We start from the raw sequence: 26,160 nt of genomic DNA on the forward strand, positions 1-26,160 counted from the left end.
AACAAAAAGGCGACCCTCTGGTCGCCTTTTTTATTTACAGCAGCTCGCGCGCCGCCGACACAATGTCATGTGCCGTCAGGCCATACTCCTTCTGCAGGAAATCCTGTGTCCCCACCTGGCCATAACGCTCCTTCACGCCAACCCGACGCATCGGTACCGGGCAGGTTTCTACCAGCACTTCCGCAACGGCTGAACCCAGCCCGTTATGAATACTGTGGTTTTCGCAGGTGACGATACGCCCGGTTTTCTCGGCGTAGTTTTTCACCAGCATCCGGTCGATAGGCTTCAGGGTAAACATGTCGATGACCGCCGCGCTGACGCCCTCCTTCTCCAGCTGACGCGCCGCTTCCAGTGCTTCCGCCACCATAATGCCATTGGCAATCAGGGTAATATCGGTGCCTTCGCGCAGCACATTGCCTTTGCCGATGGTAAACGTCGAGCCAGGCGCGTACACGCTCGGTGCTTGCTTACGGATGGTACGTACCCAGTAGAAGCCTTCGAGGTCGATAAGCTGGCGCAACACGTCTTCAAACATTACCGCGTCGGTGACTTCCAGCACCACCGAGTGCGCCAGACCGCGAACGATACCCATGTCTTCAAACGACATATGCGTTCCGCCGTTGTGGCAGGCCGTCACGCCTGCATCTGAAGCTATCACCTTCACGTTGTTGCGCTGGTAGTCAAGGGACATAAACAGCTGATCAAAACAGCGACGGCTGGCGAAGGCGGTAAAGGTATGAACAAACGGTTTACGCCCGGTGAGAGACAACCCTGCAGCCGTACCAATCACGTTCGCTTCCATGATGCCGCAGTTAATCACATGCTGCGGATAATCACGCGCCACGCTATCCATCGCCATAGAGCTCATCAGATCCGCTTCAAGGGCGATAATCTCACTTCCCGCCTCAATCTGCTTAGCCACAAAACTCGCGTAGACTTTACGCATCTCAATGGCATCTTTCTGTCCTGCTGGTGCAACCTTAATCATGTGTAGCCTCCAGTTGGCGGATAGTCTCATCGAGGGCCGCTTTGCTCTCTGCGGTCAATCGCAGATGGTGCGAATTACTGAGCTGCTCCAGATACGGCACCCCCTGCCCTTTAATGCTGTCCAGGATCACCACTCTTGGGCGAGCATCTTTCGCCGGAACCAGAGAGGTCACTTCCAGCAGCGCCGGAATATCGTCTCCTTTGACCGTCACCACGTCATAGCCAAAAGCGCGGAATTTTCCTTCCAGGTCGAACGCACAGATAATATCGTCCAGCTCGCCATCCAGCTGCTGCTTGTTCCAGTCCACGAATATCGTCAGGTTATTCAGACGATGGTGCGCAATAAACTGGAAAGCTTCCCAGCACTGCCCTTCGTTCAGCTCGCCGTCACCCACGATGCAAAAGACTCTGTTTGGCCGCCCTGCCAGCTTGTGCGAGAGCGCTATTCCCCCGGCAATGGAGATCCCTTGCCCCAAGGATCCCGTGGTGGCATCCACGCCGCGAGTTTTCAGGCGATCCGGATGGCTTGGCAGTCGGGTACCGTTCTGGTTCAGCGTGCTCAGTTCTTCCACCGGGAAGTAACCCTTGATCGCCAGCGTGCTGTAGAGCGCCGGGCCCGCATGACCTTTCGACAGGACAAAGTAGTCACGCTCTGGCCAGTCCGGATCGGCCGGGTCGATTTTCATCACCGCGCCGTACAGCACGGCCAGCGTTTCAACCACCGACATACTGCCACCGTAGTGTCCAAAGCCCAGCTGCGTCAGGGATTTCAGCGTCTCAAGACGGATCTGACGCGCGAGTTCGGTTATCTCTTTCTCATTCATGATTTGGCTCCGGTGTTTTCCTGCGCGTTACCGCCTGCAGGTTTGTTTTTCGCGAAGACGTTGTACGCCACCAGCAGCGCGAATAGCGCCACAACCAGCCCGGTAATGGCAAGCGGCGACAGGAAGCGCGCCAGGTTGCCGAGCACAATCCCAACCGCGCCGAAATCTGCGTCCGAGAACGTTGTGTTAGCAAAGCCAATTGCGCCCAGCACCGGTAACAGCAGTACCGGCAGGAAGGTGATCAGCAGCCCGTTGGCAAAGGCGCCAATCATTGCCCCGCGACGTCCACCGGTGGCGTTACCGAACACGCCCGCCGTTGCGCCGGTGAAGAAGTGCGGCACCACGCCCGGGAGTATCAGTACCCAGTTAAACTGGCCGCAGATGATCAGCCCCACAATCCCACCCAGAAAGCTGAACAGGAAGCCAATCAGCACCGCGTTTGGTGCATACGGATAGACCACCGGGCAGTCCAACGCCGGGCGCGCATTGGGCACCAGTTTTTCCGAGAAGCCGGTAAAGGCCGGAACGATTTCCGCCAGGATCAGGCGCACACCCTGCAGGATGATGAACACGCCCGCCGCGAAGGTAATCGCCATGATGATGGCGTAGACCAGGTAGTTCTGACCGCCGCTGAAGGTGGCCTCAACGTATTCACGCCCGGCACTCACCGCCATGATCAGATAAATAATCATCATGGTCAGCGAGATGGAGATAGAACTGTCGCGAAGGAAGCTCAGGTTCTTCGGCAGGTTCATCTCTTCGGTTGAGCGGGAGCCTTTGCCAACCTTGCTGCCAATCCAGCCGGACAGCACATAGCCCAGCGTGCCGAAGTGACCGAAGGCGATATCGTCGTTACCGGTGATACGCTTCATATAACGCTGCGCAATCGCCGGGAAGAAGGCCATTACCAGACCGAGGATCAGCGAGCCGGTAAAGACCAGCCCTACGCCTTCAAAGCCCGCTACCGTCAGGATCACACCAATCATGCACGCCATGTAAAAGGTGTGATGCCCGGTCAGGAAGATATACTTCAGGCGGGTAAAGCGAGCGACGATAATATTCGCCACCATCCCGAAGGCCATAATCAGTGCGGTCGCGGCACCGTATTTCTCAAGCGCAATCGACACAATCGCTTCATTGTTTGGAATAATCCCCTGGATAGTAAAAGCGTGCTCAAACATGCCGCCTAAAGGATTCAATGACCCTACCAGTACTGTGGCACCACCACCCAGCACAATAAATCCCAGGATAGTTTTAATTGTCCCTTTCACCACGTCCGAAAACGCTTTTTTCTGTGCAACCAAACCGATTAACGCAATTAACCCCACCAGCACAGAAGGGACTTTTAATATATCAACAACGAAATTCAGCGTTTCAAGGATAAACATATCCACCTCGCCTAATCAGGGTAATTGTCTTTCGAACCAGGCACGCAGTTGCGCTTCAAGTTCGTTGATGTCGATGATGTTGTTGATCACCACCAGCTGGCTTTCCGGCACGCTGGCGCTGGCCGCAATGTCTTTTGCCATCACGAACAGGTCGGCCGCGCCCGGTGTGGCCGAGGAGAGATCGGAGTGTTCAACCTCGGCCTCAATCTCCAGCTTTTTGAGCACCTTTTTGATATTCATTTCGACCATAAAACTACTGCCCAGGCCAGAACCGCAAATAGCCATGATTTTCATTGTTGTCCCCTTTTTTTGAGTAGAGCACGCCCCATCACGCCGGCGCGTAATGTTGTGAAAAATCGGATTAAAGAATTAAATCAGAAGCGGTCAATAATCGTTTTAATTTCCTCCAGGGTATTCGCCTGATGCAATTCAGCCATATCTTCATCGCTGGAAAATAGCTCAGCCAGTGAAGAAATCATCTCGATATGGCTATGTTTGTCCGGCGCCGCGAGCATAATAATGACATCGACAGGGTCAAACTCACCGGCACCAAAAGAGACGCCCTGTTTTAGTTTTAATAAAGACAACCCCAGTCCTTTGGCTCCTTCCTCCGGCCGCGCATGCGGCATCGCCAGCCCTGGTGCCAGCACATAGTAAGGTCCTAATGTACGATGTTGTTCAACGATCGCCGTGACGTATTCCGGCGCGATCACCTGCAGATCCAGCAACGGTTTTGCACATATCTCCAGCGCCTGTGGCCAGCTTTCAACGCTTTCCTGAAGCGTGATGGTTGTATCATATATCCATTTATTCAGCACTTTTCACTCCCGTCACACTGCAAAAGATGAGCAAACTTTATTCAACACATCAATACTTGGCTGCGATCAAGATCACAAAGATAGCGCTACCAATCGCTAACATTCAGAAATGTGATAGCGCTATCAAATTGTAATCATGGAGTGAAATCACAGCAAAAAAAGGGATTTAGGGCGTATACTGCCTGTCACGTGAAACGAAGGAAAATAAGAACGCGTCTGGTCAGCAGGAAGGTGTATGTCTCTAACCCGAAAACGGCGCAGTACCGGTAAAGTGACACTCGCCGATGTCGCACAGCTTGCCGGTGTGGGCACGATGACCGTGTCCCGTGCACTCCGCACGCCCGAACAGGTTTCCGATAAACTGCGAGAAAAAATTGAAGCCGCGGTGCAAGAGTTAGGTTATATGCCCAATCTTGCGGCCAGTGCGCTGGCCTCAGCCTCGTCATGGACGATTGCGATGGTCGTTCCTAATCTCTCCGAGGCCGGCTGTTCAGAGATGTTCGCCGGGCTACAGCAGGTGCTGCAGCCTGCCGGCTATCAGATCATGCTGGCAGAATCCCAGCATCGTCTTGAACAGGAAGAGAAGCTGCTGGAGACACTGCTGGCGTCGAATATTGCCGCCGCCATTTTGCTCAGTGTTGAACACACTGACACTGTTCGCCACTGGCTGAAAAATGCCTCCATTCCGGTAATGGAAATGGGGGCCATGCGTGCCGATCCGATTGATATGAATATCGGGATTGATAACGTAGCGGCCATGTACGAACTGACGGAAATGGTCATTAAGCGCGGCTATCAAAATATCGGTCTGCTGTGCGCCAACCAGGAACAGTGGATTTTCCAGCAGCATTTACAGGGCTGGTACAAAGCGATGCTTCGCCACCATATGTCACCGAACCGGGTCATTAACGCTGCCATGCCGCCAGTTTTCTCGACCGGCGCCGCGCAACTGCCGGAATTCCTGCTGGCATGGCCTGAACTGGATGCGCTGGTGTGCGTCTCAGACGAACTGGCCTGTGGCGCGCTGTATGAATGTCAGCGCAGGCGAATCAAGGTCCCAGACGATCTGGCGGTGGTAGGCTTTGGCGACAGCGATGTGAGCCGCGTCTGTCAGCCGCCGCTAACGACGATGGCAGTGCCGCATCGTAAGATTGGGATTGAAGCCGGGAAAGCACTTCTGGAACGTCTGAATGACGGAGACTGGCGCGATCAAAAGCCCATCGCGTCCAGTCTGTGTCTGCGAGAGAGTTGCTAAGGCTTACTCAGCCTCTTCCTCTTTCTCTGATTTGGTCGACTCGTTATTCGCGTTACGGCTCATCCACAGTGCCAGCGCTTTTAATGAATCTGGAGTGAACTCGTCGCAACGCGCGGTAATTTCTTCCGGCGTCATCCAGTTCACTTCGCTGACTTCTTCTTCCTGCAGGGCAAACGGCCCGTGAGAGACGCAGCTAAACAACCCACCCCAGACGCGGCAGTTTTCATCCTCAAAATAGAACTGCCCATGTTCGGCAAACGGTACGCCCGCAATACCTAACTCTTCTTCCGCTTCACGACGCGCGGAATCCAGCAGCACTTCATCAGCCTGGACCACACCGCCTGCAGTGGCATCCAGCATACCCGGGAGAAAATCTTTGGTGTCCGTGCGGCGCTGAACCAGAATTTTACCCATACCGTCGTGAACAACGATATATGTCGCACGATGACGCAGACGCTCCGCACGCATTTGTTCGCGGCTGGCCTGCGCGATCACTTCATTCTCTTCGCTGACAATGTCAACCCACTCTGTACTTGCCAAATGATTCTGCTCCACCATCGGGAAACCTTCTCGTCTAAGCGCTCTTTCGGCGCGTTTGCAGTTGAGGTGTAACTTACGGATTAATCGCTACCTGCGCAATAACTTGCTGATCATTAAGTGCGATAACGCTTAACGTATTTCCATCGAGCATGCCATAGCTCGCAGGGTATCCGCCTTTGGGTATGCTGACCGACCCCGGGTTAAAGTGATAAATCTCACCGCGCTTTTCAGCAACCGGAATATGAGTATGACCGTAAACCAGGACATCGCCAGCCGCCAGTGCCGGGAGATTATCAGGGCTAAAAAGATGCCCATGCGTCAGAAAAAGGCGACTTTTTTCCAGCAGTACCTGTTGCCACGGCGCGGTAAGAGGAAAATGCAGCAGCATCTGGTCCACTTCGCTGTCGCAGTTGCCGCGAACGGCGATGATGCGCGAGGCATACTGGTTGAGCTTTTCCGCCACTTGCGCCGGGGCATAGCCTTCCGGTAGCGCATTACGCGGTCCGTGATTGAGCACATCGCCCAGAATGATCAGCCACTGCGCACCGCTTTGCGCAAACAGGGAAAGAACTCGCTCGGTAGCGGGCAGCGATCCATGGATATCCGACGCAAACATTAGTTTCATCAGTCACTCCTCAGGAAAACAAACTGCCCTTATCATACCTGAAGCGCCAGGGGTTATCAGCCCGCACGCTTAGCGGAGAGTGCCACATAGCGCTGCACAGAGGCTCGCTGCCATTGAAACGCAGCATAATCCACCAGCAGTTGCGGCACTTCATCACCGTTGAGGATTAAGCGGTTTAACATCAACGCCAGATCGGCGTCGGCAATGCACCACTCGCCGAACAGGTTCGGGTTGCCATGCGCAAGCAGTGAGGTGGCGGTTTCAATCAATTTTTGCGCGCTTTCTGTGCCTTCTGCGCTCAGGGCTGGTTTTTTCACCCCGGCAAACACAACGTCCGTCGAGCGTTCCACGCGAATCGGTACCAGATCGCTACGCAGCCACGCCTGAATCTGCCGCGCCCGGGCACGCTTTTGCAGATCGTGAGGGTAGATACGTTCCCATTCTGGTGGCGCGAAGCGATCTTCCAGATATTCATCAATCGCTGACGATTCGCTCAGCGCAAATCCCTCTATTTCCAGCACCGGTACACGTCGGGTCAGATCGTAGCCCTGCCACTGCGGCTTGAGATGTTCACCACCATCAAGATCAACGGTCTTCAGCGTAAAAGTGAGCCCCTTTTCAGCCAGCGCAACGTATACGCTCATTACATAGGGAGAAAAGAAATTCGCATCGGACCACAATGTGATTACAGGCTGGTTCATAACATCCTCATCGGCTGATCGGTTTTTACTCAACATATAATCTCTTTGCCTTGCTGTCACTTGATGAAAACTCACGATTTACAACAACCACCTATACTCATTTTCATGACGCCATTCTTCACATGGAGAAGAGTTGAAAATGATCGACCTTTATTATGCCCCTACCCCAAACGGCCAAAAGATCACCCTCTTTCTTGAAGAGGCCGAACTGGATTACCGGATCATTCGCGTGGATATCAGCAAAGGCGATCAATTTAGCCCTCTCTTTCTGGCTATCTCACCAAACAATAAAATCCCAGCCATCATAGATAACCAGCCAGCGGATGGGGGCAGACCATTGAGCCTGTTTGAATCCGGCGAAATTTTACTCTATCTGGCGGAGAAAACCGGCAAACTGTTGAGCGGTGAATTGCGTGAACGGCACCATACTTTGCAATGGCTGTTCTGGCAGGTGAGTGGGCTGGGTCCCATGCTGGGGCAAAATCACCATTTTACCGCTTATGCCCCGCAGCCCATTCCCTATGCGATAGAACGTTACCAGGTAGAAACTCAACGGCTCTATGGCGTCCTGAATCGTCGCCTCGAGAAAACGCCGTGGCTCGGGGGCGATCATTACAGTATTGCTGATATCGCCTGCTGGCCATGGGTGAATACCTTCGAAAAGCACCGAATTGACCTGGCCTCTTACCCGGCGGTGAACAACTGGTTTGAGCGTATTCGGACCCGCCCGGCCACCGAACGCGCGATGCAAAAAATCCAGCAAATTTAACCCTGTATGAGGCTGGGTGCCTCTCATGTATTATGAGCCGGAAATACTGACACGGAGAAGACCTGCAATGTCACAGCCAGACGCTATTATTCGTATAAAAAATTTACGCCTGCGTACCTTCATCGGTATCAAAGAGGAAGAGATCGCCAACCGTCAGGATATTGTCATTAACGTGGTGATTCACTACCCGGCAGATAAAGCGCGGGCAAGTGAAGACATCAATGATGCGCTGAACTACCGCACCATCACCAAAAACATCATCCAGTACGTGGAAAATAACCGCTTCTCTCTGCTGGAAAAATTAACTCAGGATGTGCTCGACATCGCACGCGAACATCACTGGGTCACTTATGCTGAAGTAGAGATCGATAAACTTCACGCCCTGCGTTATGCCGATTCCGTCTCCATGACGTTAAGCTGGCAACACCAGGCGTAAACCTGGAGGTTGTATGAAGATTTTGCTGACCGGCGGTACAGGATTGATTGGTCATCATCTCGTTGTGCGCCTGCAGGCGCTGCATCACGACATTACCGTTGTGACGCGCAGCCCGGAGAAAGCGCGCCAGGTGCTGGGGACAGGTATCGATATCTGGAAAAACCTGGCCGAGCAGCAAAATCTGGACGGATTTGACGCCGTCATCAACCTGGCAGGCGAACCCATCGCCGATAAACGCTGGACGGAAGAGCAAAAACAGTTGCTCTGCAGCAGTCGGTGGAACATTACCGAAAAGCTTGTCGAGCTTATTCGCAATAGCCACACGCCGCCTTCGGTGTTGATTTCAGGCTCAGCAGTGGGCTATTACGGCGATCTCGGCGAAGTGGTAGTGACCGAGGAAGAGCCCCCCCATAACGAGTTTACCCACAAACTCTGCGCCCAGTGGGAACGCATTGCCTGTGCCGCGCAGAGCGATCGCACCCGCGTCTGCCTGTTGCGTACAGGCGTAGTGCTTGCGCCGAAAGGCGGCATTCTGGCGAAGATGCTTCCCCCTTTCAGGCTCGGGCTCGGCGGCCCCATAGGTAATGGCCGCCAGTATATGGCGTGGATCCACATTGACGATATGGTGAACGGCATTCTCTGGCTGCTGGATAACGATCTGCGCGGGCCGTTTAACATGGTTGCGCCGTATCCGGTGCGTAATGAGCAGTTTGCTCATGCGCTGGGGCACGCCCTGCATCGCCCGGCGATTTTACGTGTCCCTGCAACGGTAATTCGCCTGATAATGGGTGAAGCATCGGTGCTGGCATTAGGTGGGCAACGGGCGCTGCCAAAACGGCTGGAAGCGGCAGGATTTGCGTTCCGCTGGTATGACTTAGAAGAAGCGCTGGAGGATGTGGTGCGTTAAAAATCATGCGTTTGTTTACTAACACAAACGCATGGGTATCATTCTGGTAATATATATTTTTCTATATATGAGAAGTTTTCACAGGCCACTAGCTGGACTTCTACTTCGTCCCCATGCTTTATATTATTTATATCTTTATTAAAGATATAACTTACGTTTAAAAACTCCTGTCTGACAGGATATAATTCTATTTCACGACTAAATACGGAAATTTTCTCAGATTCAACAGATTCCATCGCAAAATGACTTACTTCACTCCCCTTATCCTTAAACATACTTACATTTTCTTCACATGCAATTAATGTAAACTTTGGAAGAGAATTAAACCCTGTGGTATCAAGTGTGATTTCCTCCCTGAGCCGAGAGATAGCTTTCCGTAGTTGCCTATGCTCATCAGAAGTAAATGTTATTTGAGGAGAAAACTCAAGAGAGATATTTAACAAATGAGATAGAGTCCTAGCTCTGTCAGTATAACTCAAAAGAGTGGCTACCTTTTTATAATATTCATTATTAACTTTGTTATTGCATAAACCAGAGATAAATTCGTCACCATTGAACTCCAGACTAAATTCAATATTCCAGCCTTCACAAACCCTGTCATATATGGATTTAATTTTATTAAAGAAAGGAAGATTAAGAACATTTAACCCGGACCATTTTTCAAAGTCGACATGCATATTAAACTTTGTTTTGTTGCCCTTGCAAGGAAATATTGCTTTAACATTTAACAAATTCGAGAAACATTCACCAGAAAAAGTGAATGCCTTCAATCCATGGAATAGTTTTCCATGCACTTCGACTAAAGCTTCACTAACCAAGCTGATGCTATCAGTCAAGGATATTCTCATCACAACATCAATATCTTGACTCGATAGAGTTAACATCCCATTACTATCTTTTGTTATCGTTTCAATCAAAGATGAACCTGAGGTACTGACATCGCTCATATCGATTGAAAACGAAACGCCCTTACTTAAAAGCTCTTGATATTTCCTTTTATAATTTTTGAAGTTTTTAACAGTTACTTTTAAAGACACATTTTCTTTGGCGCGTATGGAAAATTTTGTTAACCCATCCTCAAAACTTGACGTTACATTAAATCTTGGATCGAGTCCTTCTAAAGATTTTTCAGAAGCGTTATGAGCATTTTTAATTGTCTGTGAGATATAACTTTTAGGATAGCCATTCAACGCCATAGCCAGCATATCACTTGCACATTGCTCACTAAGCACTTTTTTACCAACAGCGTTCCTTGCATCTTCTTCAGACAAACGTTTCCATTCATTCAGAAGGTCGATCGTGTAAAAGCTCACGTCATTATCAATCATTTTTGAACACGTTTGACATAACCATATCCCATTATGATACGATCTTCTTTCTTCAGGAGTCATGGTTGCATCATATCTTGGTCCTAGAAGAGCAGCAGCACGAATATGAGCAGCAACTCCTATATTTAATCCAGCCCCATTAGTCACAACACGACATTGCGGATTTGAGCATTTATAACCGGAGCGCTCTTTTAAAAGCCTGATTACAGGTTTCAGAAAGTCATCTCTTCTTTTTTCCATTAGAAGCACCTAATTATATTTATAATAATTAAATATATATTCAGCCAAATCATCCTCAACCGTATAAAAATAACAAGCCGGGATATTCAATACTTCCGCCAACTTGCATGCCAGCGCAAAGTCAGGCGTGTGGATCCCCTTCTCATACTGATTCATACGTGCGCTAGCCGTCGCTTCATCAATCCCCGCGAGGATCCCAAGTTTTTGCTGTGATAGTCCGGCTTTCAGTCGAGCCGCTTTAAGTCGATGGGGAAGCATGGTGACTCTTCAAAATCTGGAAGTAGAGTCATGATTCTGGTATCCCGTTATTGAAATTGTACTAAGTATTACTTAGTATTCATGTCTGCAATTTGAACAAAATCATATATAAAGGAAAATGTATGAACAGAGATCAGGACATACACCCAGCGGATATCATCGCCATGCTCCACAAGCGTAAGCTCTCATTGGCCGCTCTTTCACGCCAGGCGGGGTTGAGTTCTTCTACGCTAGCAAACGCACTCTCCCGCCCGTGGCCTAAGGGCGAAATGATCATTGCAGAGGCACTTGAAAGAGATGCAGCATCGATCTGGCCCAGTCGCTACTACGATCAATATGGCAACTATATTGATCGCTCGAAGTTGATGAGAACCAAGCGCTAACCCCTAATTACCAAAATCCATCTGTTCGCCAGTTCCATTCCGGTGTTAAGGTAATAAGCCAGATTCATCGGAATGGCGTAATAATGGCAACCATCACCACACCCCGGCTTCACCTCACCCCTTTCGAACCCTCTGACTGGGCCTTCTTCCGCTCACTGCGAGAAGATCGCAGCATCATGCGCTATATGGCCGCCATCGCGCCGGAAAAAGAGACCCGACGCGTGTTTGCCGCACGACTCACTGCTGCTCATGTATTTGTCATTCGCTTCCAGGATGATGATACGCCGCTTGGTGATATTGGCCTGCAAATCAGCCCTGAGAATCGTGAAGAGGCCGATATCGGCTATACCGTCGTGCCTGCTGCTCAGGGACAAGGCATCGCCAGCGAGGCACTGCGCGCGGTGTGTAATTACGCGTTTAATCAGACTGGCGTGAGAGCGATTAACGCGTATGTGCTGGCGGATAACGGCGGCTCGGTGCGGGTATTAGAGAAAGCCGGATTTGTGCGTACTCAGGTGCTGGAAAAAGCGTATGAAATTGACGGCGTGCGCTATGACGACTGGGTGTATCGACTTGAGTGCAGTGCGGTTTGATGCCCTCTCCCTGTGGGAGAGAGCGAAAGGTAAAAGCTACTTCAGTGAGCCCTTCAGGAACTGCTGCAAACGCGGGCTTTGCGGGTTCGCCAGTACCTCGTCCGGATGCCCCTGCTCTTCAATTTTCCCCTGATGCAGGAAAATCACGTGGTTCGAGACGTTACGGGCGAAGCCCATCTCGTGCGTTACCACCACCATCGTTTTCCCCTCTTCGGCCAGTTTCTGCATGATGCGCAGCACTTCGCCAACGAGTTCAGGGTCCAGCGCGGAGGTCGGTTCGTCGAACAGCAATACCTCGGGTTCCATCGCCAGCGCGCGCGCGATGGAGACACGCTGCTGCTGACCACCGGAGAGATGCACCGGGTATTTCATCTGCTGGCGCTCGTCGATACCCACTTTTGCCAGGTATTTCACCGCGCGCTCGCGGGCTTCCTGCTTGCTCAGGCCCAGCACCTGAATCGGCGCTTCCATCACGTTCTCCAGCACCGTCATATGGCTCCAGAGGTTAAAGTGCTGGAACACCATCGTCAGGCGCGTACGCAGGAGGCGCAGCTGGTGTTTATCCGCGACCTTCAGCTGGCCGTCTTTATCACGGACCAGATGAATATTCTGCCCGCTCACCACAATCGAGCCTTCACTCGGTTTTTCGAGGAAGTTAATGCAGCGCAGGAAGGTACTTTTTCCCGAGCCGGATGAGCCGATAATACTGATCACGTCGCCCGCATTCGCCTGCAGCGACACCCCTTTCAGCACTTCATGTTCGCCGTAGCGTTTGTGCAAATCAATAACGTTTAATTTGTTCTCAGCCATCATCTTTCTCAGTGCGTCGAAGAAGGTTTTATATGCTGCAACCAGCGTTTTTCAGCCTTACGGAACAGGCTAATCAGAACATAAGAGATAATTAAATAGAGCACCGCCGCAATGCCAAACGCGGTAAACGGCTGATAGGTCGCGGAGTTAATATCGCGCGCGATTTTAAGCAGATCCGGCACCGTCGCGGTAAAGGCGAGCGCGGTGGAGTGCAGCATCAAAATCACTTCGTTACTGTATGCCGGGAGCGCGATACGCAGCGCTGACGGCAAAATAATGCAGCGGTAAAGTTTCACTGACGAGAAACCGTACGCGCGCGCCGCCTCGATTTCCCCGTAAGGCACGGAACGAATGGCCCCCGCGAAAATCTCGGTGGTATAGGCGCAGGTATTGAGCGTCAACGCCAGCACCGTACAGTTCAGACCGCTGCGGAAGAACGCATTCAGCATCTCGGTGCCTTTTACGATCTCAAGCGTATACATCCCCGAATAGAACACCAGCAGCTGCACGTACAGCGGCGTACCGCGAAATACGTAGGTAAACAGCCAGATCGGGAACTGGATAAATTTATTGTTCGACACGCGGCCAATGGCAAGAAACACCGCCAGAATGCCGCCCATCACCACGGAGGAGATCAGCAGCCAGAGCGTAATCGCCACGCCGGTAAAGCGATAGCCATCTGTCCACAGCAGCGATTTCCAGTATTCCTGAATAATCTCAATCACAGGTCAGCCCTCTTCACACCCACGGAGTAGCGACGCTCGAGCAGAAGCAGCACACCATTGGAGACAGTGGTAAAGATCAGATAGATTACGCCGCAGACCACCGCAAAGTAGAATGGCTCCCAGGTGCTCTTGCCCGCCAGCTGAGTCGCTTTCACGACGTCTTCCAGACCGAGCAACGAGACCAGCGCCGTCGCTTTGAGGATAACCTGCCAGTTGTTACCGATACCTGGAAGCGCGTAGCGCATCATGGCCGGGAACATGATTCGGCGAAACGTTTGTGAGGAGGTAAAACCAAATGCGGTTGCCGCCTCAATGTGACCTTTCGGCACGGCCATGTAAGCACCGCGGAAAGTTTCAGTGAAGTAGGCTCCGTAGATAAAACCGAGGGTAATAATACCGGCCACCATCGGGTCGATATCAATTTGTTCCATACCCATCGCGTCAGTCACGCTGTTCAGCGCAATCTGCAGACCATAAAAGATAAGCAGCATCAGCACCAGATCGGGAACACCGCGAATGAGCGTGGTATAGCCTTCAAAAATCAGCGCCAGCGGTTTGTTAGCTGAAAGCTTCGCACCGGCACCCGCCAGACCTATCAGCACCGCCAGCACCACGGAGCTGATAGCCAGCTCAAGGGTGACAAGCGCGCCATGTAAAATAACGCCAGAAAATCCGTACAGCATACCGCGAGCCCTGTCGTATCGTGAGTGGTGGAACCGTGTCTTTTCCCCTCCCACTGCGGGAGGGGCCGCACGTTATTTGACGGGGCGATTAGCCGCCGTAAACATTAAAATCAAAGTACTTTTTCGCCAGCTTGTCGTACGTGCCGTCAGCGCGCATTTCGGCAAACGCTTTGTTCAGCGCTTCACGTAATTCGTTGTCTTCTTTACGCAGCCCCATACCGGTGCCCACGCCAAACAGCTTCACGTCCTTAATGGACGGGCCGCCAAACTTGTAATCTTTACCCACCGGCGTCTTCAGGAAGCCTTCGCTCGCCGCGACTTCATCCTGGAATGCCGCATCAATACGGCCTGCCGTCAGGTCAGCGTAGATATTTTCCTGGCCCTGATAGGAGACAATTTCAATCCCTTTCGGTGCCCAGTGTTCGTTACCGTAGGTTTCCTGCGTGGTGCCCTGCAGCACACCCACACGTTTGCCTTTCAGCGACTCCAGCGTTGGTTGAATGTCAGACGATTTCGCCACCACCAGACGGGAATCGGCCGCGTAGAGTTTGTCAGTAAAGGCAATCTCCTGCTGGCGTTTTTCGGTGATAGAGAGTGAGGACATAATCACGTCGATTTTTTTGGCTTTCAGAGAAGGGATCAACGCGTCCAGTGGGTTTTCAACGTAGGTACATTGTGCTTTGATGCGTTTGCACAGCTCATTGGCCAGATCGATGTCAAAACCAACCAGTTCACCCTTAGAATTCTTTGACTCGAATGGCGCATAGGTAGGATCGGTACCAATACGAATTTTCTGCGGAATGGCTGCGAATGCCGCGGTGGCGCTGGAAAAAGCCAGTACCAGAGATAGTGATAACACGAGTTTTTTCATATCTGTCCTCAACAAACTGTCTTCATACGGGATTTTTACGACGACGGGGTGGTGTTAATGTGCCATCAATCCCCTCTGACAGGCAAAGATTAATGCCCTTCAGCTGGGATTTTTTGCATTATAAATGCGTAAGTATGCACAAAGCGATCCAATACAGTGCAACAAATGCACTGCATTGGGTCAACCGCTCCCGTAACGCACCTTTCTGGTGCGTTACCGTCAGGTGTTATTCACCGTATACGTTGAAGTCGAAGTATTTCTTCGCCAGTTTGTCGTAAGTACCGTCTTTACGCAGCTCTGCAAAGGCTTTGTCAAAGGCGGCTTTTAGCTCGGTATCATCCTTACGCAGGCCGATCCCGGTGCCGTCACCAAAGTACTTTTTGTCTTTCACTGACGGGCCAGCAAACGCGTAGTCTTTGCCCGCAGGCTGCTTCAGGAAGCCTTCGCTCGCGGCGACTTCATCCTGGAATGCGGCATCCAGACGACCTGCTGCCAGGTCAGAGTAAATCAAATCCTGGTTCTGGTACGCGACGACGTCTACACCCTTCTCACGCCAGTTTGCATTGGCATAACCTTCCTGAGTTGACCCCTGAAGCACACCAACATGCTTGCCTTTCAGCGAGTCAATCGTTGGCTTGATAGGGGAACCTTTTGGCGCAATCAGACGAGAATCCGCAGCGTAAAGCTTGTCAGAGAAGGCAATCTCCTGCTGACGTTTTTCGGTGATGGAGAGAGAAGAGATAATGGCGTCGATTTTCTTGGCTTTCAGCGACGGGATTAACGCGTCAAAGTCGCTGCCCACCCACGTGCATTTCACCGCTATGCGTTTGCACATCTCATTTCCCAGATCGATATCAAACCCCACGAAATCGCCTTTCGCATCTTTGGAAGAGAATGGCGCGTAGGTTGCGTCTGTACCGATACGAACTGTCTGTGGAAGCGCTGCATAGCTACCTGCTGCTGCACTTAACCCCACGAGCAAAGACAGAGCCAGAACCGTCTTCTTCATACATTTACCCTCAAGTACCGTGATTTTATTATGTATTGTGTTGTGTGTTGTATTGCAGGCTTCATCTTGCAGGTCTTATGCCACATTGCCGTCTGGTCAAAACTTCGACGTTAAATATGTTAATAAAACGTTGCGATACTGCCTTAATGGTGAAAGATAGCAGGTCTGCCGAACGAACCGGAAAGAGAAAAAGGGAAAAAACGAATTAAATGTCGAGGATATGATCGCCGTTGCATAATTGCCCTGAAACAGGGCAATGTCTCTTTTCATGCACCTTGTTTGTGCACAGAATCAGGCACCCTGCCAGCGGGTGAAGAGATCGTCGGGCAGATCGATGTCAAACTGATCCAGCACGCGGTTCACGGTCTGATTAATCACGTCATCCAGTGACGTTGGGCGATGATAAAACGCCGGCACCGGCGGCATGATCACCGCACCCAGCTCTGCAGCCTGCGTCATTAAGCGCAGGTGGCCCAGATGCAGCGGCGTTTCCCGCACGCAGAGCACCAGAGGACGGCGTTCTTTCAACACCACATCCGCCGCGCGCGTCACCAGCGTGTCGGTATAGCTGTTCACAATGCCGGAGAGCGTTTTAATCGAACAGGGCAGGATAACCATACCGGCGGTTTTAAAAGAGCCAGAGGAGATGCTGGCGGCGATATCGCGGGCATCGTGAACGACATCTGCCAGCGCCTGAACGTCACGCAGGGAGAGATCGGTTTCCAGAGAGAGGGTTTGTCGCGCCGCCTGACTCATCACCAGATGGGTTTCCACTTCCGCCACGTTACGCAGAACCTGTAACAGACGTACGCCGTAAATCGCGCCACTGGCACCGCTGAGCCCAACTATGAGTCGTTTCATGATTTTCGCCCTTACTGATTTCAGGGCAGACTGTGCAGGATTTTGCGGGGAGTTGCAAGTGAGGGCAAACGCCCTCACTTGCAGAGACCTCAACCTTCGTTGTGCATCTCTAAACTTTCGAGATCGTTTTGCAACTGGACGGCTTTCGCATCGTCGTTGCGCAGCGAATCCAGATAGTCGAGGTACTGCTGGTCAACATCTTTGGTCACGTAGACGCCGTTGAACACGGAGCATTCGAACTGCTGAATCTCTGGGTTCTCAGCACGCACTGCGTCGATGAGATCGTTCAGATCCTGGAAAATCAGGCCGTCGGCACCGATGATCTGGCGAATTTCATCCACTTCGCGGCCGTGAGCGATCAGCTCGTTGGCGGTTGGCATATCGATGCCGTACACGTTCGGGAAGCGAATCTCCGGCGCAGCAGAGGCCAGGTAGACTTTCTTCGCACCCGCTTCGCGCGCCATCTCGATAATCTGCTCAGAGGTGGTGCCGCGAACGATGGAATCATCCACCAGCAGAACGTTCTTGTCGCGGAATTCCGCGCGGTTGGCGTTCAGCTTGCGACGCACGGACTTACGGCGCAACTGCTGGCCCGGCATGATGAAGGTGCGGCCAACGTAGCGGTTCTTCACAAAGCCCTGACGGTACGGCTTATCCAGAATGCGGGCGATTTCCAGGGCGATATCGCAGGAGGTTTCCGGGATAGGAATAACGACGTCGATGTCGAGGTCATCCCACTCGCGGGCAATTTTCTCACCCAGCTTCGTGCCCATGTTTACGCGTGCGCTGTAGACAGAAATCTTGTCGATGAACGAGTCCGGACGCGCGAAGTACACGTATTCGAACAGGCACGGATTACTGACCGGGTTATCTGCACACTGGCGGGTAAACAGCTGACCCTTCTCAGTAATGTAGACCGCTTCACCCGGGGCTACGTCACGCAGGAATTCGAAGCCCAGGGTATCCAGCGCCACGCTCTCAGAGGCAACCATATATTCGGTACGACCATCGCCAAGGTCGCGCTTGCCGAGCACCAGGGGACGAATGCCGTTTGGATCGCGGAAGGCCACCATGCCATGACCGATGATCATCGCCACGCAGGCATACGCGCCGCGGATCTGGCGGTTTGTGGCAGCAATAGCAGCAAAAATGTTGTCTGCTTCCAGCGGGTAGTGACGGAAATTATCCAGCTCGCTGGCGAACACATTGAGCAGGATTTCAGAATCAGAGGTAGTGTTAATGTGGCGACGTTTCTCTTCGAACAGCTTTTTACGCAGCTCGTGCGCGTTGGTCAGGTTGCCGTTATGGGCAAGGGTAATGCCATACGGTGAGTTGACGTAGAAAGGCTGTGCCTCAGAGGCGCTGGAACTGCCAGCAGTAGGATAACGAACGTGACCGATCCCCATATTACCTTGCAGACGCTGCATATGGCGGGCTTCAAACACATCGTTTACCAGGCCATTCGCCTTACGTAAACGGAAGCAGTTGTTTGCATCAATGGTGATGATACCCGCAGCATCCTGCCCACGGTGCTGAAGCACCGTTAACGCGTCATAAATCGACTGGTTTACCGGCATGAAACCGGCGATACCGACAATACCGCACATTCGTCTTTTCCTCGTTAAGCCACATCTCAGGGTTTATGCCCTGGGCAAAAAACTCGACGAGCTTTGCAGATAGTCAAAGAACCATCTGATGATGAAGCTGAACTCTGGAATGAGCTGCGATTTCTGCCAGTCTTCACTTTTGGAGAACCCGGTGAAGGTATCCAGGAAGAACAAGATCGCGGCTACAATCAGTACGCCTCGTAATGCACCGAAACAGATCCCGAGCACCCTGTCCGTTCCTGACAGACCGGTTTTCTCGACCAGCTGACCTATCACGTAATTCACGATAGCGCCGACAATCAGCGTCGCGATAAACAGCACCGCGATAGCGATTCCATTTCGGACCAGTTCATCTTCAAAGCCCGTGAACCAGACAGACAGGTAAGTGTAGTAATGACTGGCAACAAAGAAAGCACAACCCCATGTCACCAGCGATAACGCTTCACGAACAAAGCCACGGATCAGGCTAACCAGACAGGAAAAACCAATCACCGCAATGATGGCGTAATCAATCCAGACCATATGTGTCCCACGATTTAACGCCCTGTCATCCAGTTCGGGGCGAATTCTAACAGAAAAAGAAAACGTTTGCGTAGGGATTTCCTTCCCGCGCGTAAATAAAAAAGGCGCTGAAAAAATGTTCAACGCCGTGGCCTATCGCCTCTCTCTTTCAGGAGCAGGTCGTACTTAGTTAGCGCTGTAGCTCATCACTACACCACTCAGACCGGAGATCTGCTTCAGCTCGCCGAGCGAACCTTTCAGTTTGTCTTTAGACGCCTCTGGCCCCACGAGGATACGGGTAATTTTACCCTGCACCGGCGTGGAAGGTGAAGTGTAAACACGATACCCCGCACTGCGCAGTTTCCCCACCACCTCATTGACTTTATCCGCATTTTTCAGCGCACCAAGCTGCACAACGTAAGCTTTGCCCGTTGGGGCTGCGGCCTCTTGCTGAGCCGGTTTCGCTGGCGGAGCTGTCTCTGAAGCAGCGGCCAGCTGTTCTGCTGTCTTATCGCGCTGCGGTTTCGGCTGTGGTTTGTCGACCGGCTTCGGTTTTTCAACAGGTTTAGGCTGCTCTACCGACACTGGGTCGATCTCATTGTTGCTTGTTGCCGCCAGACGGGACGGGTCGAGCGACGGTGCTGCAGCATCGCCCGCACGAACCTCTTCTGCCGCACCTTCCGGTGGTTGAGCAGGAAGTGCTTGCGTCGCCGCAGGCAGCATATCCGGCTCATCGCGGTCACCTGGTTTAGGGACCAGCGGAATAGCGGCAAACTCATCCTGATAATGCTTTTTCTGCCCGTCGAGCAGACCCGGGAGGATAATCACCCCGAGCGCGACCAGCACAATGGTTCCTGTTAAACGGTTCTGAAACTTACTCGCCACCGGTTCTCCCCGCGTCCATCACTTCCATGACATGTGCTACGGTGTGGAATGAGCCACACACCAGCACGGTATCTTCTGGTTTAGCATCCGCCATCGCGGCATGCCAGGCCTGGGCCACGCTATTGTAGATTGCGCCTTTGCCAAGATGTTCCATCAGTTGCTCGGCTGTTGCACCACGCGGCCCCTCCAGAGGAGCACAATACCAGCTATCGACCACACTCTCCATGCAGGCCAGCGTCCCGCCGATATCTTTATCATGAAGCATACCGATAACTGCCAGTACGCGCCCGGTTTTTGGTAACGATTTAAGACGTCCGGCAAGATAAGCCGCCGCATGTGGGTTATGGGCCACATCCAGAATGAGACGTGGTGACTCGCTGACGATCTGGAAACGCCCGGGCAGAATCGCGTTCTGTATACCATCGCGGATCGCCTGCTCGCTGACCGCGAGGCCGCTGGCGCGCAGTGCTGCCAGTGCCGTTGCCGCGTTAGGTTGTGGCACCTGCGGCAGAGGCAGGTTGTCCAGCGCGCCCTGTGCATCGCTAAAGCACCAGGCGTTGTCACGCACTTCATACTGCCAGTCAACGCCGCGGCGCAGCAGACGCGCGCCCTTCTCGTTTGCCACGTCAGCGATGGTGTGTGGCATATCCGGCTCGCCGACCACGGCGGGTTTATCTGCGCGGAAAACACCGGCCTTCTCGCGGCCAATGCTTTCACGGTCCGGTCCCAGCCAGTCGGTATGATCCAGCGCGATGCTGGTGACCACCGCCACATCTGCATCCACCATATTGGTGGCATCAAGACGCCCACCCAGTCCGACCTCAAGGATCACCACATCGAGTTGCGCCTGTTTGAACAGCCATAGCGCCGAAAGCGTACCGTATTCGAAATAGGTTAATGAGATCTCACCGCGCGCGGCTTCAATTTCCGCGAACGAGGTCGTATGTGCCGATTCCGGCAACTCGCTGTTCTGCACGCGAACCCGTTCGGTATAGCGTACCAGGTGTGGAGAGCTGTAAACGCCAACCTTATAACCCGCAGCCATCAGAATGGATTCCAGCGTACGGCAGGTCGTCCCTTTACCGTTGGTGCCCGCGACAGTAAAAACGAAAGGCGCAGGTTTCAGCACATCAAGACGCGCAGCGACCTGGCTTACGCGCTCAAGGCCCATATCAATGGTTTTGCTGTGCAGGTTTTCCAGATAAGAAAGCCACGCGGCCAGGGGCGACGTGGCTTGGGGAATGCTTTTATTTTCCATGATGCCCGGTTGTCATTAACAGTTTAGAAAGCAAAAGGGCAGCGCCAACCGGCCCTGCCCTTTTCAGTTATCAGGCCTCGGGTTCCTGATCCGGTACCACCACGCCTTCGCGCGGCTCATCCGGGTTTGGCGCTGGCAGGTTCATCAGCTTCGCCAGAATGCTCGCCAGCTTCAGGCGCATTTCCGGACGACGGACGATCATGTCGATGGCACCTTTTTCAATGAGGAACTCACTGCGCTGGAAGCCCGGCGGCAGTTTTTCACGCACGGTCTGCTCAATAACGCGAGGACCTGCAAAGCCGATCAGCGCTTTTGGCTCAGCGATGTTCAGATCGCCCAGCATCGCGAAACTTGCGGAGACGCCACCCATGGTTGGATCGGTCAGCACAGAGATGTAAGGCAGACCACGCTCCTGCATTTTTGCCAGTGCCGCAGAGGTTTTCGCCATCTGCATCAGAGACATCAACGCTTCCTGCATACGCGCACCGCCAGAGGCAGAGAAGCAGATCAGCGGGCAGTTGTCTTCCAGCGCCTGCTCAACGGCACGCACAAAACGCGCACCCACCACTGAACCCATTGAGCCGCCCATAAAGGAGAACTCAAACGCAGCGGCAACAACCGGCATCTCATGCAGGGTGCCCTTCATGACGATCAGCGCGTCTTTCTCGCCGGTCTCTTTCTGTGCAGAGGCCAGACGATCTTTGTATTTTTTGGAATCGCGGAACTTCAGCACGTCTTTTGGCTCAAGCTCGCTACCCAGTTCTACCAGAGAACCTTCGTCCAGCAGGCTATGCAGGCGGTTACGCGCCGACATACGCATGTGGTGGTCACACTTCGGACACACCTCTAGGTTGCGTTCCAGCTCTGCGCGATACAGAACCTGGCCGCAGCTATCACACTTCGTCCATACCCCTTCAGGAATGCTCGCTTTGCGCGTTGGGGTAATGTTGCTTTTAATTCGTTCAATCCAGCTCATTGATAACCTTTCTGCCTGAACCTGGTCGTATGCCAGTTTTGCTATAAGAGGCGAATAATGCCATTTTTGCCTCCAACAGACCATGAATGTTGCACATTAAAACATAACAGCCCGAAACTTTGGATAAAAAAGTGGTCGAACCGCCAGTGTGCATTTACTTCGTTTGTTTCGCCGCCGCACGTTTGTGACGGATAATTTCAATCACGCCAGGCAGTACAGAAAGCACAATAATCGCTACAATCAGCAACTTAAGGTTTTCCTGCACCACCGGAAGATCGCCAAACAGGTAGCCTGCATAGGTAAAGAGCAGAACCCACAGCAGTGCGCCAACCACGTTGTATGCCGCAAAGTGACGATAGGACATATGTCCCATTCCCGCCACAAACGGTGCAAATGTACGCACAATAGGCACAAAACGCGCAAGGATAATAGTTTTGCCACCATGGCGTTCATAAAACGCATGGGTCTTGTCTAAATAGCTACGACGGAAAATTTTCGAGTCCGGATTACTGAAAAGCCTCTCACCAAATACTCGCCCAATCGTATAGTTGACCGCATCACCAATAATGGCGGCAATCACCATCAGCACAACCATCAGATGTACATTCAGATCATTGGTCGGTAACGCTGATAACGCCCCGGCGACGAACAGCAGCGAATCCCCGGGTAAAAACGGGGTGACGACCAGACCGGTTTCACAGAACAGAATGAGGAACAGAATAGCGTATACCCAGACGCCATATTGCGCGACAAGCTCCGCCAGATGAACATCAATATGCAGGATGAAATCAATCAAAAAACGAATTACGTCCATATTGTTTAAGCCCTAATTGCACCTTTGTTTAGTCCGCTAAAAATAGCGGGCCCATTGGCGGTTTCGGCAGGTCAAACCGATCCGGATAGTCTACCGAGACCAGATACAACCCCTCCGCTTTCGCCGTGGCTGCCGCAAGCGTTCTGTCCTTCGCTGCCAGCAGTTCAGCAATCCAGCTCTCCGGCTGGTGTCCGGCACCCACTTCCATCAGGCTGCCCACAATATTCCGTACCATATGATGTACAAAGGCATTGGCTTTGATATCCACCACCACATAAGCGCCAAAACGGCTGACGTTTATGTGCATGACATTACGCCACGGCGTGCGGGACTGACACTGCACCGCACGAAACGACGTAAAGTCATTCTCACCAATCAGACATTGCGCCGCACGATGCATACGTTCAGCATCAAGCGGTTCATAAAAATGCGTCACACCCTGGCTTAACACCGCTGGACGAAGACGTTGATTGTAGATGACATAACGGTAGCGACGCGCCGTGGCGCTGAAGCGCGCGTGAAAATCATTCGGCACAGCTTTCACCCAACGAACAGCAATGTCACCAGGTAAATTCGCATTTACACCCAGCGTCCAGGCAGCATCTTTACGCACGGCTGTGGTTTCAAAGTGAACCACCTGCCCCGTGCCATGAACACCCGCGTCCGTACGGCCCGCGCACAGGACGTTAATAGGCTCGTTTGCCACCTGAGAGAGCGCTTTTTCCAGCTTCTCCTGGACGCTGCGCACCTCATTCTGACGCTGCCAGCCATAGTATTTACTGCCATCGTACTCAATACCGAGGGCAATTTTATGAACTGGCTTTTGATCCACGTCTGACATCAGTACAGGTACTCCTGTACCAGTTTTTCAGCGATTTTGACCGCCATCAGCGCACCGCCGAAACGAACGTTGTCAGCAACGGACCAGAACTGGACCTGCTCCGGCATACCATAGTCGTTACGCACGCAGCCAACGGAAAGATGCGCGCTGCCGGTTGCATCCCCTACTTGAGTCGGGAACTCGCTCTCTTCGGAAAGCACAATGTCTTCCCCACGACCAAACGCATCACGCGCTTCCTCTGCCGCCAGCGGACGCAGCGCTTCAAAACCGACCATCTGTGCGTGACCGTAGAAGACCGGGGACTGAACGACGTTAGCAGAGATCATCAGGCCGTCGTCCTGCAGAATTTTACGCACTTCATCGACGATACGGCGCTCTTCACGCACGGAACCCTCGCGATCCGGCAACAGCGGCAGCATGTTGAACGCCAGCTGACGACCAAAGAAATCATCTTCGTCAATCGGGATACCGTTCAGCAGCTTCGCACTCTGCCCGGCCAGCGCGTCAACGGCCTTTTTGCCATTCGCGGACGCGGACAGCAGGCTGGTCACGGTAATACGCGACAGACCGCCATCGTCGATCAGCGATTTCAGGGCGGTCAGCAGCTGGCTGGTCAGGCTGTTTGGTACCGCGATGATATTGCGGTTACGGTAATCAGCCAGCACAAACGGGTTCACGTCCGGCACCACCAGCGGCACGTCCGGCTCCATGGAGAACAGGCCGCTCAGGTCGATCACCAGGCAGCCTGCGTTAGTCGCCTCTTCAATGTACGCCGCAGTGGCTTCAACGCCCGCGGCGAAAAACGCCAGCTGCGCCTGCGTCCAGTCGAACGCGGCTGCATCCTGAACCATGACGGATTTACCGCCAAAACGCAGATGCTCGCCCGCGCTATCGGTACGCGCCAGCGCATAGATATCGCCCACCGGGAACTGACGCTCAGCAAGGGTTTCGAGCAGGGCTTCGCCCACGGCACCCGTGGCACCTAAAATGGCAATATTCCAGCCTTCAGACATGGTGGTTTACTCCAGAAATAAAAAAGCGTCCCTGTCGGAGTATCCGACAGGGAGCATTAAGAAGACATTAATGCGCCGGGTGATGGACGGCGTTAAAACCCAGTTTATGCAGCAGCGTTGCAGCCTTTGCGTCATCGCAAATCACATACAGAGAGGACCACTCGCGGCGCTCAACATAGTTTTTGCGCAGCTTGTCAAACTCTCCTGGGATCCCCGCCACCTTACGCAGCAGCGCATCATCGCGGCGCACATCATACACCAAATGCACCAGCCTTTTCAGCGTCGCCTGATCGAGCGAACCATGCAGCGTAATGCGGCCAAATTCAGGTGCAGGCAGTAAGGTATCCAGCGCCACCTGCTGCGGATGCCCAATAAAGGCACTGTAGGCTTCGAAGACCTGTGTCGTGCCGCGCGCTTTCCCCTCGAGGGTATAACCCGCGATATGCGCGGTGGCCACGTCCACCTTGCTAAGCAGCTCAACGTTGAGATCCGGTTCTGGCTCCCAGACGTCCAGCACCACGCTGAGGTCTTGTCCATCATTCAGACATGTCAGCAGCGCGGCGTTATCCACTACCGGGCCACGACAGGCATTTATCAGAATAGCGCCAGGCTTCAGACGACGGATCAGGGCTTCGTCGGCAAGATGCAGCGACTTATACGGCCCTTCTTTAAACAGCGGCGTATGGAAAGTGATCACGTCACACTGTTCAACCAGTTCATCCAGCGGGCGGAAATCCCCTTCCTCACCGTTGTCTTTGCGCGGAGGGTCGCACAGCAGGGTACGAATACCTAACGCTTCCAGACGCTTTTGCAGGCGTCCGCCCACATTGCCCACACCGACAATCCCTACGGTACGATCCTGCAGCACAAAACCGTCACGCTCGGCCAACATCAGCAGGGAGGAAAAAACGTATTCCACTACAGCAATGGCGTTACAGCCCGGCGCGGCGGAAAAACCGATCCCCGCCTGCTTAAGCCATTTGTCATCCACATGATCGGTCCCTGCCGTTGCGGTCCCGACGAACTTAATCGCTTTACCGGCGAGCAACGACTCATTTACTTTGGTCACCGAGCGCACCATCAGCGCATCTGCATCATCCAGTTCGTTAACCGGGATTGGACGACCAGGGACAGCCTTAACGTTACCCAGGCGGCTAAACAGCTCACGGGCATAAGGCATATTTTCATCAACGAGGATTTTCACGTCTGAGTACCTGTTTGAGAGGAAGAAAACCTGCCAAGTGTGCCATAATC

31 protein-coding genes are annotated in these 26,160 nt (G+C 52.8%); 6 read left to right on the top strand and 25 right to left on the bottom strand.

What is annotated here, in order from left to right:
* Positions 1 to 34 precede the first annotated feature (34 nt).
* The 5 genes from AAHF05_RS15385 to AAHF05_RS15405 form a co-directional block, all read right to left on the bottom strand.
* Positions 35 to 988, bottom strand: a complete 954-nt coding sequence (locus AAHF05_RS15385; RefSeq protein WP_049005858.1) for a transketolase family protein — start codon at positions 986 to 988, stop codon at positions 35 to 37.
* Positions 981 to 1,811: a transketolase gene (locus AAHF05_RS15390; RefSeq protein WP_129324688.1), complete on the bottom strand. Its 831-nt coding sequence runs from the start codon at positions 1,809 to 1,811 to the stop codon at positions 981 to 983. The genes AAHF05_RS15385 and AAHF05_RS15390 overlap by 8 nt, the downstream gene beginning before the upstream one ends.
* A complete protein-coding gene (locus tag AAHF05_RS15395) occupies positions 1,808 to 3,199 on the bottom strand; it encodes a PTS ascorbate transporter subunit IIC (protein ID WP_028016233.1) in 1,392 nt (463 codons plus the stop codon). The genes AAHF05_RS15390 and AAHF05_RS15395 overlap by 4 nt, the downstream gene beginning before the upstream one ends.
* Positions 3,200 to 3,214: 15 nt before the next feature.
* Complete coding sequence (locus AAHF05_RS15400; protein ID WP_129324689.1) at positions 3,215 to 3,493, bottom strand: PTS sugar transporter subunit IIB; 279 nt, start codon at positions 3,491 to 3,493, stop codon at positions 3,215 to 3,217.
* 80 nt (positions 3,494 to 3,573) lie between these two features.
* Positions 3,574 to 4,017 carry a PTS sugar transporter subunit IIA gene (locus tag AAHF05_RS15405; protein ID WP_049005862.1) on the bottom strand — a complete coding sequence of 148 codons (444 nt, stop codon included), beginning with the start codon at positions 4,015 to 4,017 and terminating at the stop codon, positions 3,574 to 3,576.
* Positions 4,018 to 4,252: 235 nt separating this feature from the next.
* Between AAHF05_RS15405 and AAHF05_RS15410 the strand changes: the two genes are divergently transcribed.
* Complete coding sequence (locus AAHF05_RS15410; protein ID WP_028016231.1) at positions 4,253 to 5,272, top strand: LacI family DNA-binding transcriptional regulator; 1,020 nt, start codon at positions 4,253 to 4,255, stop codon at positions 5,270 to 5,272.
* Between the two features lie 3 nt (positions 5,273 to 5,275).
* On the opposite strand, the gene yfcD is transcribed toward AAHF05_RS15410, so the two are convergent.
* The 3 genes from yfcD to yfcF are packed head-to-tail and all read right to left on the bottom strand — an operon-like array spanning position 5,276 to position 7,138.
* Positions 5,276 to 5,830, bottom strand: a complete 555-nt coding sequence (gene yfcD, locus AAHF05_RS15415) for an NUDIX hydrolase YfcD (protein ID WP_028016230.1) — start codon at positions 5,828 to 5,830, stop codon at positions 5,276 to 5,278.
* A gap of 55 nt (positions 5,831 to 5,885) precedes the next feature.
* Complete coding sequence (gene yfcE, locus AAHF05_RS15420; protein ID WP_129324690.1) at positions 5,886 to 6,437, bottom strand: phosphodiesterase; 552 nt, start codon at positions 6,435 to 6,437, stop codon at positions 5,886 to 5,888.
* Positions 6,438 to 6,493: 56 nt separating this feature from the next.
* Complete coding sequence (gene yfcF / locus AAHF05_RS15425) at positions 6,494 to 7,138, bottom strand: glutathione transferase (RefSeq protein ID WP_129324691.1); 645 nt, start codon at positions 7,136 to 7,138, stop codon at positions 6,494 to 6,496.
* A 139-nt stretch (positions 7,139 to 7,277) separates the two neighbouring features.
* On the opposite strand from yfcF, the gene yfcG reads away from it, so the two are divergent.
* From yfcG to AAHF05_RS15440, 3 genes are all read left to right on the top strand, one after another.
* Positions 7,278 to 7,907 carry a GSH-dependent disulfide bond oxidoreductase gene (gene yfcG, locus AAHF05_RS15430; RefSeq protein ID WP_049005864.1) on the top strand — a complete coding sequence of 210 codons (630 nt, stop codon included), beginning with the start codon at positions 7,278 to 7,280 and terminating at the stop codon, positions 7,905 to 7,907.
* A 67-nt stretch (positions 7,908 to 7,974) separates the two neighbouring features.
* Positions 7,975 to 8,343 (top strand): dihydroneopterin triphosphate 2'-epimerase, encoded by a 369-nt coding sequence (gene folX, locus AAHF05_RS15435; protein ID WP_028016226.1) that lies wholly within the window; start codon positions 7,975 to 7,977, stop codon positions 8,341 to 8,343.
* Between the two features lie 13 nt (positions 8,344 to 8,356).
* Entirely contained in the window at positions 8,357 to 9,250 is an 894-nt protein-coding gene (locus tag AAHF05_RS15440) for a TIGR01777 family oxidoreductase (RefSeq protein WP_129324692.1), read from the top strand.
* A gap of 38 nt (positions 9,251 to 9,288) precedes the next feature.
* Here the strand turns inward: AAHF05_RS15440 and AAHF05_RS15445 are convergent, their stop codons facing one another.
* Positions 9,289 to 10,818, bottom strand: a complete 1,530-nt coding sequence (locus AAHF05_RS15445; RefSeq protein ID WP_129324693.1) for a hypothetical protein — start codon at positions 10,816 to 10,818, stop codon at positions 9,289 to 9,291.
* Between the two features lie 9 nt (positions 10,819 to 10,827).
* On the bottom strand, positions 10,828 to 11,076 hold the full coding sequence (locus tag AAHF05_RS15450; RefSeq protein WP_063943396.1) for a helix-turn-helix transcriptional regulator: 249 nt from the start codon (positions 11,074 to 11,076) through the stop codon (positions 10,828 to 10,830).
* Positions 11,077 to 11,198: 122 nt separating this feature from the next.
* Between AAHF05_RS15450 and AAHF05_RS15455 the strand changes: the two genes are divergently transcribed.
* Together AAHF05_RS15455 and AAHF05_RS15460 are read left to right on the top strand one after the other, a co-directional pair.
* Positions 11,199 to 11,459 carry a helix-turn-helix transcriptional regulator gene (locus tag AAHF05_RS15455; RefSeq protein ID WP_129324694.1) on the top strand — a complete coding sequence of 87 codons (261 nt, stop codon included), beginning with the start codon at positions 11,199 to 11,201 and terminating at the stop codon, positions 11,457 to 11,459.
* Between the two features lie 83 nt (positions 11,460 to 11,542).
* Positions 11,543 to 12,052: a GNAT family N-acetyltransferase gene (locus AAHF05_RS15460; RefSeq protein ID WP_129324695.1), complete on the top strand. Its 510-nt coding sequence runs from the start codon at positions 11,543 to 11,545 to the stop codon at positions 12,050 to 12,052.
* A gap of 36 nt (positions 12,053 to 12,088) precedes the next feature.
* On the opposite strand, the gene hisP is transcribed toward AAHF05_RS15460, so the two are convergent.
* The 15 genes from hisP to pdxB form a co-directional block, all read right to left on the bottom strand.
* The gene (gene hisP, locus AAHF05_RS15465; protein WP_129324772.1) at positions 12,089 to 12,862 is read right to left on the bottom strand and encodes a histidine ABC transporter ATP-binding protein HisP; all 774 of its coding nucleotides are present in this window, start codon (positions 12,860 to 12,862) and stop codon (positions 12,089 to 12,091) included.
* 8 nt (positions 12,863 to 12,870) lie between these two features.
* Positions 12,871 to 13,587 (bottom strand): ABC transporter permease, encoded by a 717-nt coding sequence (locus tag AAHF05_RS15470; protein WP_008502590.1) that lies wholly within the window; start codon positions 13,585 to 13,587, stop codon positions 12,871 to 12,873.
* Positions 13,584 to 14,270, bottom strand: a complete 687-nt coding sequence (locus AAHF05_RS15475) for a histidine ABC transporter permease HisQ (RefSeq protein WP_129324696.1) — start codon at positions 14,268 to 14,270, stop codon at positions 13,584 to 13,586. The genes AAHF05_RS15470 and AAHF05_RS15475 overlap by 4 nt, the downstream gene beginning before the upstream one ends.
* Before the next feature lie 88 nt (positions 14,271 to 14,358).
* The gene (gene hisJ / locus AAHF05_RS15480; RefSeq protein ID WP_008502592.1) at positions 14,359 to 15,141 is read right to left on the bottom strand and encodes a histidine ABC transporter substrate-binding protein HisJ; all 783 of its coding nucleotides are present in this window, start codon (positions 15,139 to 15,141) and stop codon (positions 14,359 to 14,361) included.
* 226 nt (positions 15,142 to 15,367) lie between these two features.
* Positions 15,368 to 16,150, bottom strand: a complete 783-nt coding sequence (argT, locus tag AAHF05_RS15485; RefSeq protein ID WP_008502593.1) for a lysine/arginine/ornithine ABC transporter substrate-binding protein ArgT — start codon at positions 16,148 to 16,150, stop codon at positions 15,368 to 15,370.
* A gap of 291 nt (positions 16,151 to 16,441) precedes the next feature.
* Positions 16,442 to 17,011, bottom strand: a complete 570-nt coding sequence (locus AAHF05_RS15490) for a UbiX family flavin prenyltransferase (RefSeq protein WP_115875906.1) — start codon at positions 17,009 to 17,011, stop codon at positions 16,442 to 16,444.
* Positions 17,012 to 17,100: 89 nt separating this feature from the next.
* A complete protein-coding gene (gene purF / locus AAHF05_RS15495) occupies positions 17,101 to 18,618 on the bottom strand; it encodes an amidophosphoribosyltransferase (protein ID WP_114977629.1) in 1,518 nt (505 codons plus the stop codon).
* Between the two features lie 33 nt (positions 18,619 to 18,651).
* Positions 18,652 to 19,140 carry a colicin V production protein gene (cvpA, locus tag AAHF05_RS15500; protein ID WP_000262116.1) on the bottom strand — a complete coding sequence of 163 codons (489 nt, stop codon included), beginning with the start codon at positions 19,138 to 19,140 and terminating at the stop codon, positions 18,652 to 18,654.
* Between the two features lie 165 nt (positions 19,141 to 19,305).
* Complete coding sequence (gene dedD / locus AAHF05_RS15505) at positions 19,306 to 20,004, bottom strand: cell division protein DedD (RefSeq protein ID WP_374936355.1); 699 nt, start codon at positions 20,002 to 20,004, stop codon at positions 19,306 to 19,308.
* Entirely contained in the window at positions 19,994 to 21,262 is a 1,269-nt protein-coding gene (gene folC, locus AAHF05_RS15510; protein ID WP_028016214.1) for a bifunctional tetrahydrofolate synthase/dihydrofolate synthase, read from the bottom strand. The genes dedD and folC overlap by 11 nt, the downstream gene beginning before the upstream one ends.
* A 70-nt stretch (positions 21,263 to 21,332) precedes the next feature.
* The gene (accD, locus tag AAHF05_RS15515) at positions 21,333 to 22,238 is read right to left on the bottom strand and encodes an acetyl-CoA carboxylase, carboxyltransferase subunit beta (protein ID WP_003861408.1); all 906 of its coding nucleotides are present in this window, start codon (positions 22,236 to 22,238) and stop codon (positions 21,333 to 21,335) included.
* Between the two features lie 154 nt (positions 22,239 to 22,392).
* A complete protein-coding gene (locus AAHF05_RS15520) occupies positions 22,393 to 23,052 on the bottom strand; it encodes a DedA family protein (protein WP_028016213.1) in 660 nt (219 codons plus the stop codon).
* A 28-nt stretch (positions 23,053 to 23,080) separates the two neighbouring features.
* Positions 23,081 to 23,893 carry a tRNA pseudouridine(38-40) synthase TruA gene (gene truA, locus AAHF05_RS15525; protein WP_128347385.1) on the bottom strand — a complete coding sequence of 271 codons (813 nt, stop codon included), beginning with the start codon at positions 23,891 to 23,893 and terminating at the stop codon, positions 23,081 to 23,083.
* Positions 23,893 to 24,906 carry an aspartate-semialdehyde dehydrogenase gene (locus tag AAHF05_RS15530; RefSeq protein WP_129324697.1) on the bottom strand — a complete coding sequence of 338 codons (1,014 nt, stop codon included), beginning with the start codon at positions 24,904 to 24,906 and terminating at the stop codon, positions 23,893 to 23,895. The genes truA and AAHF05_RS15530 overlap by 1 nt, the downstream gene beginning before the upstream one ends.
* Positions 24,907 to 24,973: 67 nt before the next feature.
* Positions 24,974 to 26,110, bottom strand: coding sequence for a 4-phosphoerythronate dehydrogenase PdxB (gene pdxB, locus AAHF05_RS15535; protein ID WP_129324698.1), 1,137 nt, complete (start codon positions 26,108 to 26,110; stop codon positions 24,974 to 24,976).
* Positions 26,111 to 26,160 lie beyond the last annotated feature (50 nt).

Origin of the sequence: Enterobacter adelaidei (assembly GCF_041937165.1) — a bacterium.
Taxonomy (GTDB): Bacteria; Pseudomonadota; Gammaproteobacteria; order Enterobacterales; family Enterobacteriaceae; genus Enterobacter; species Enterobacter adelaidei.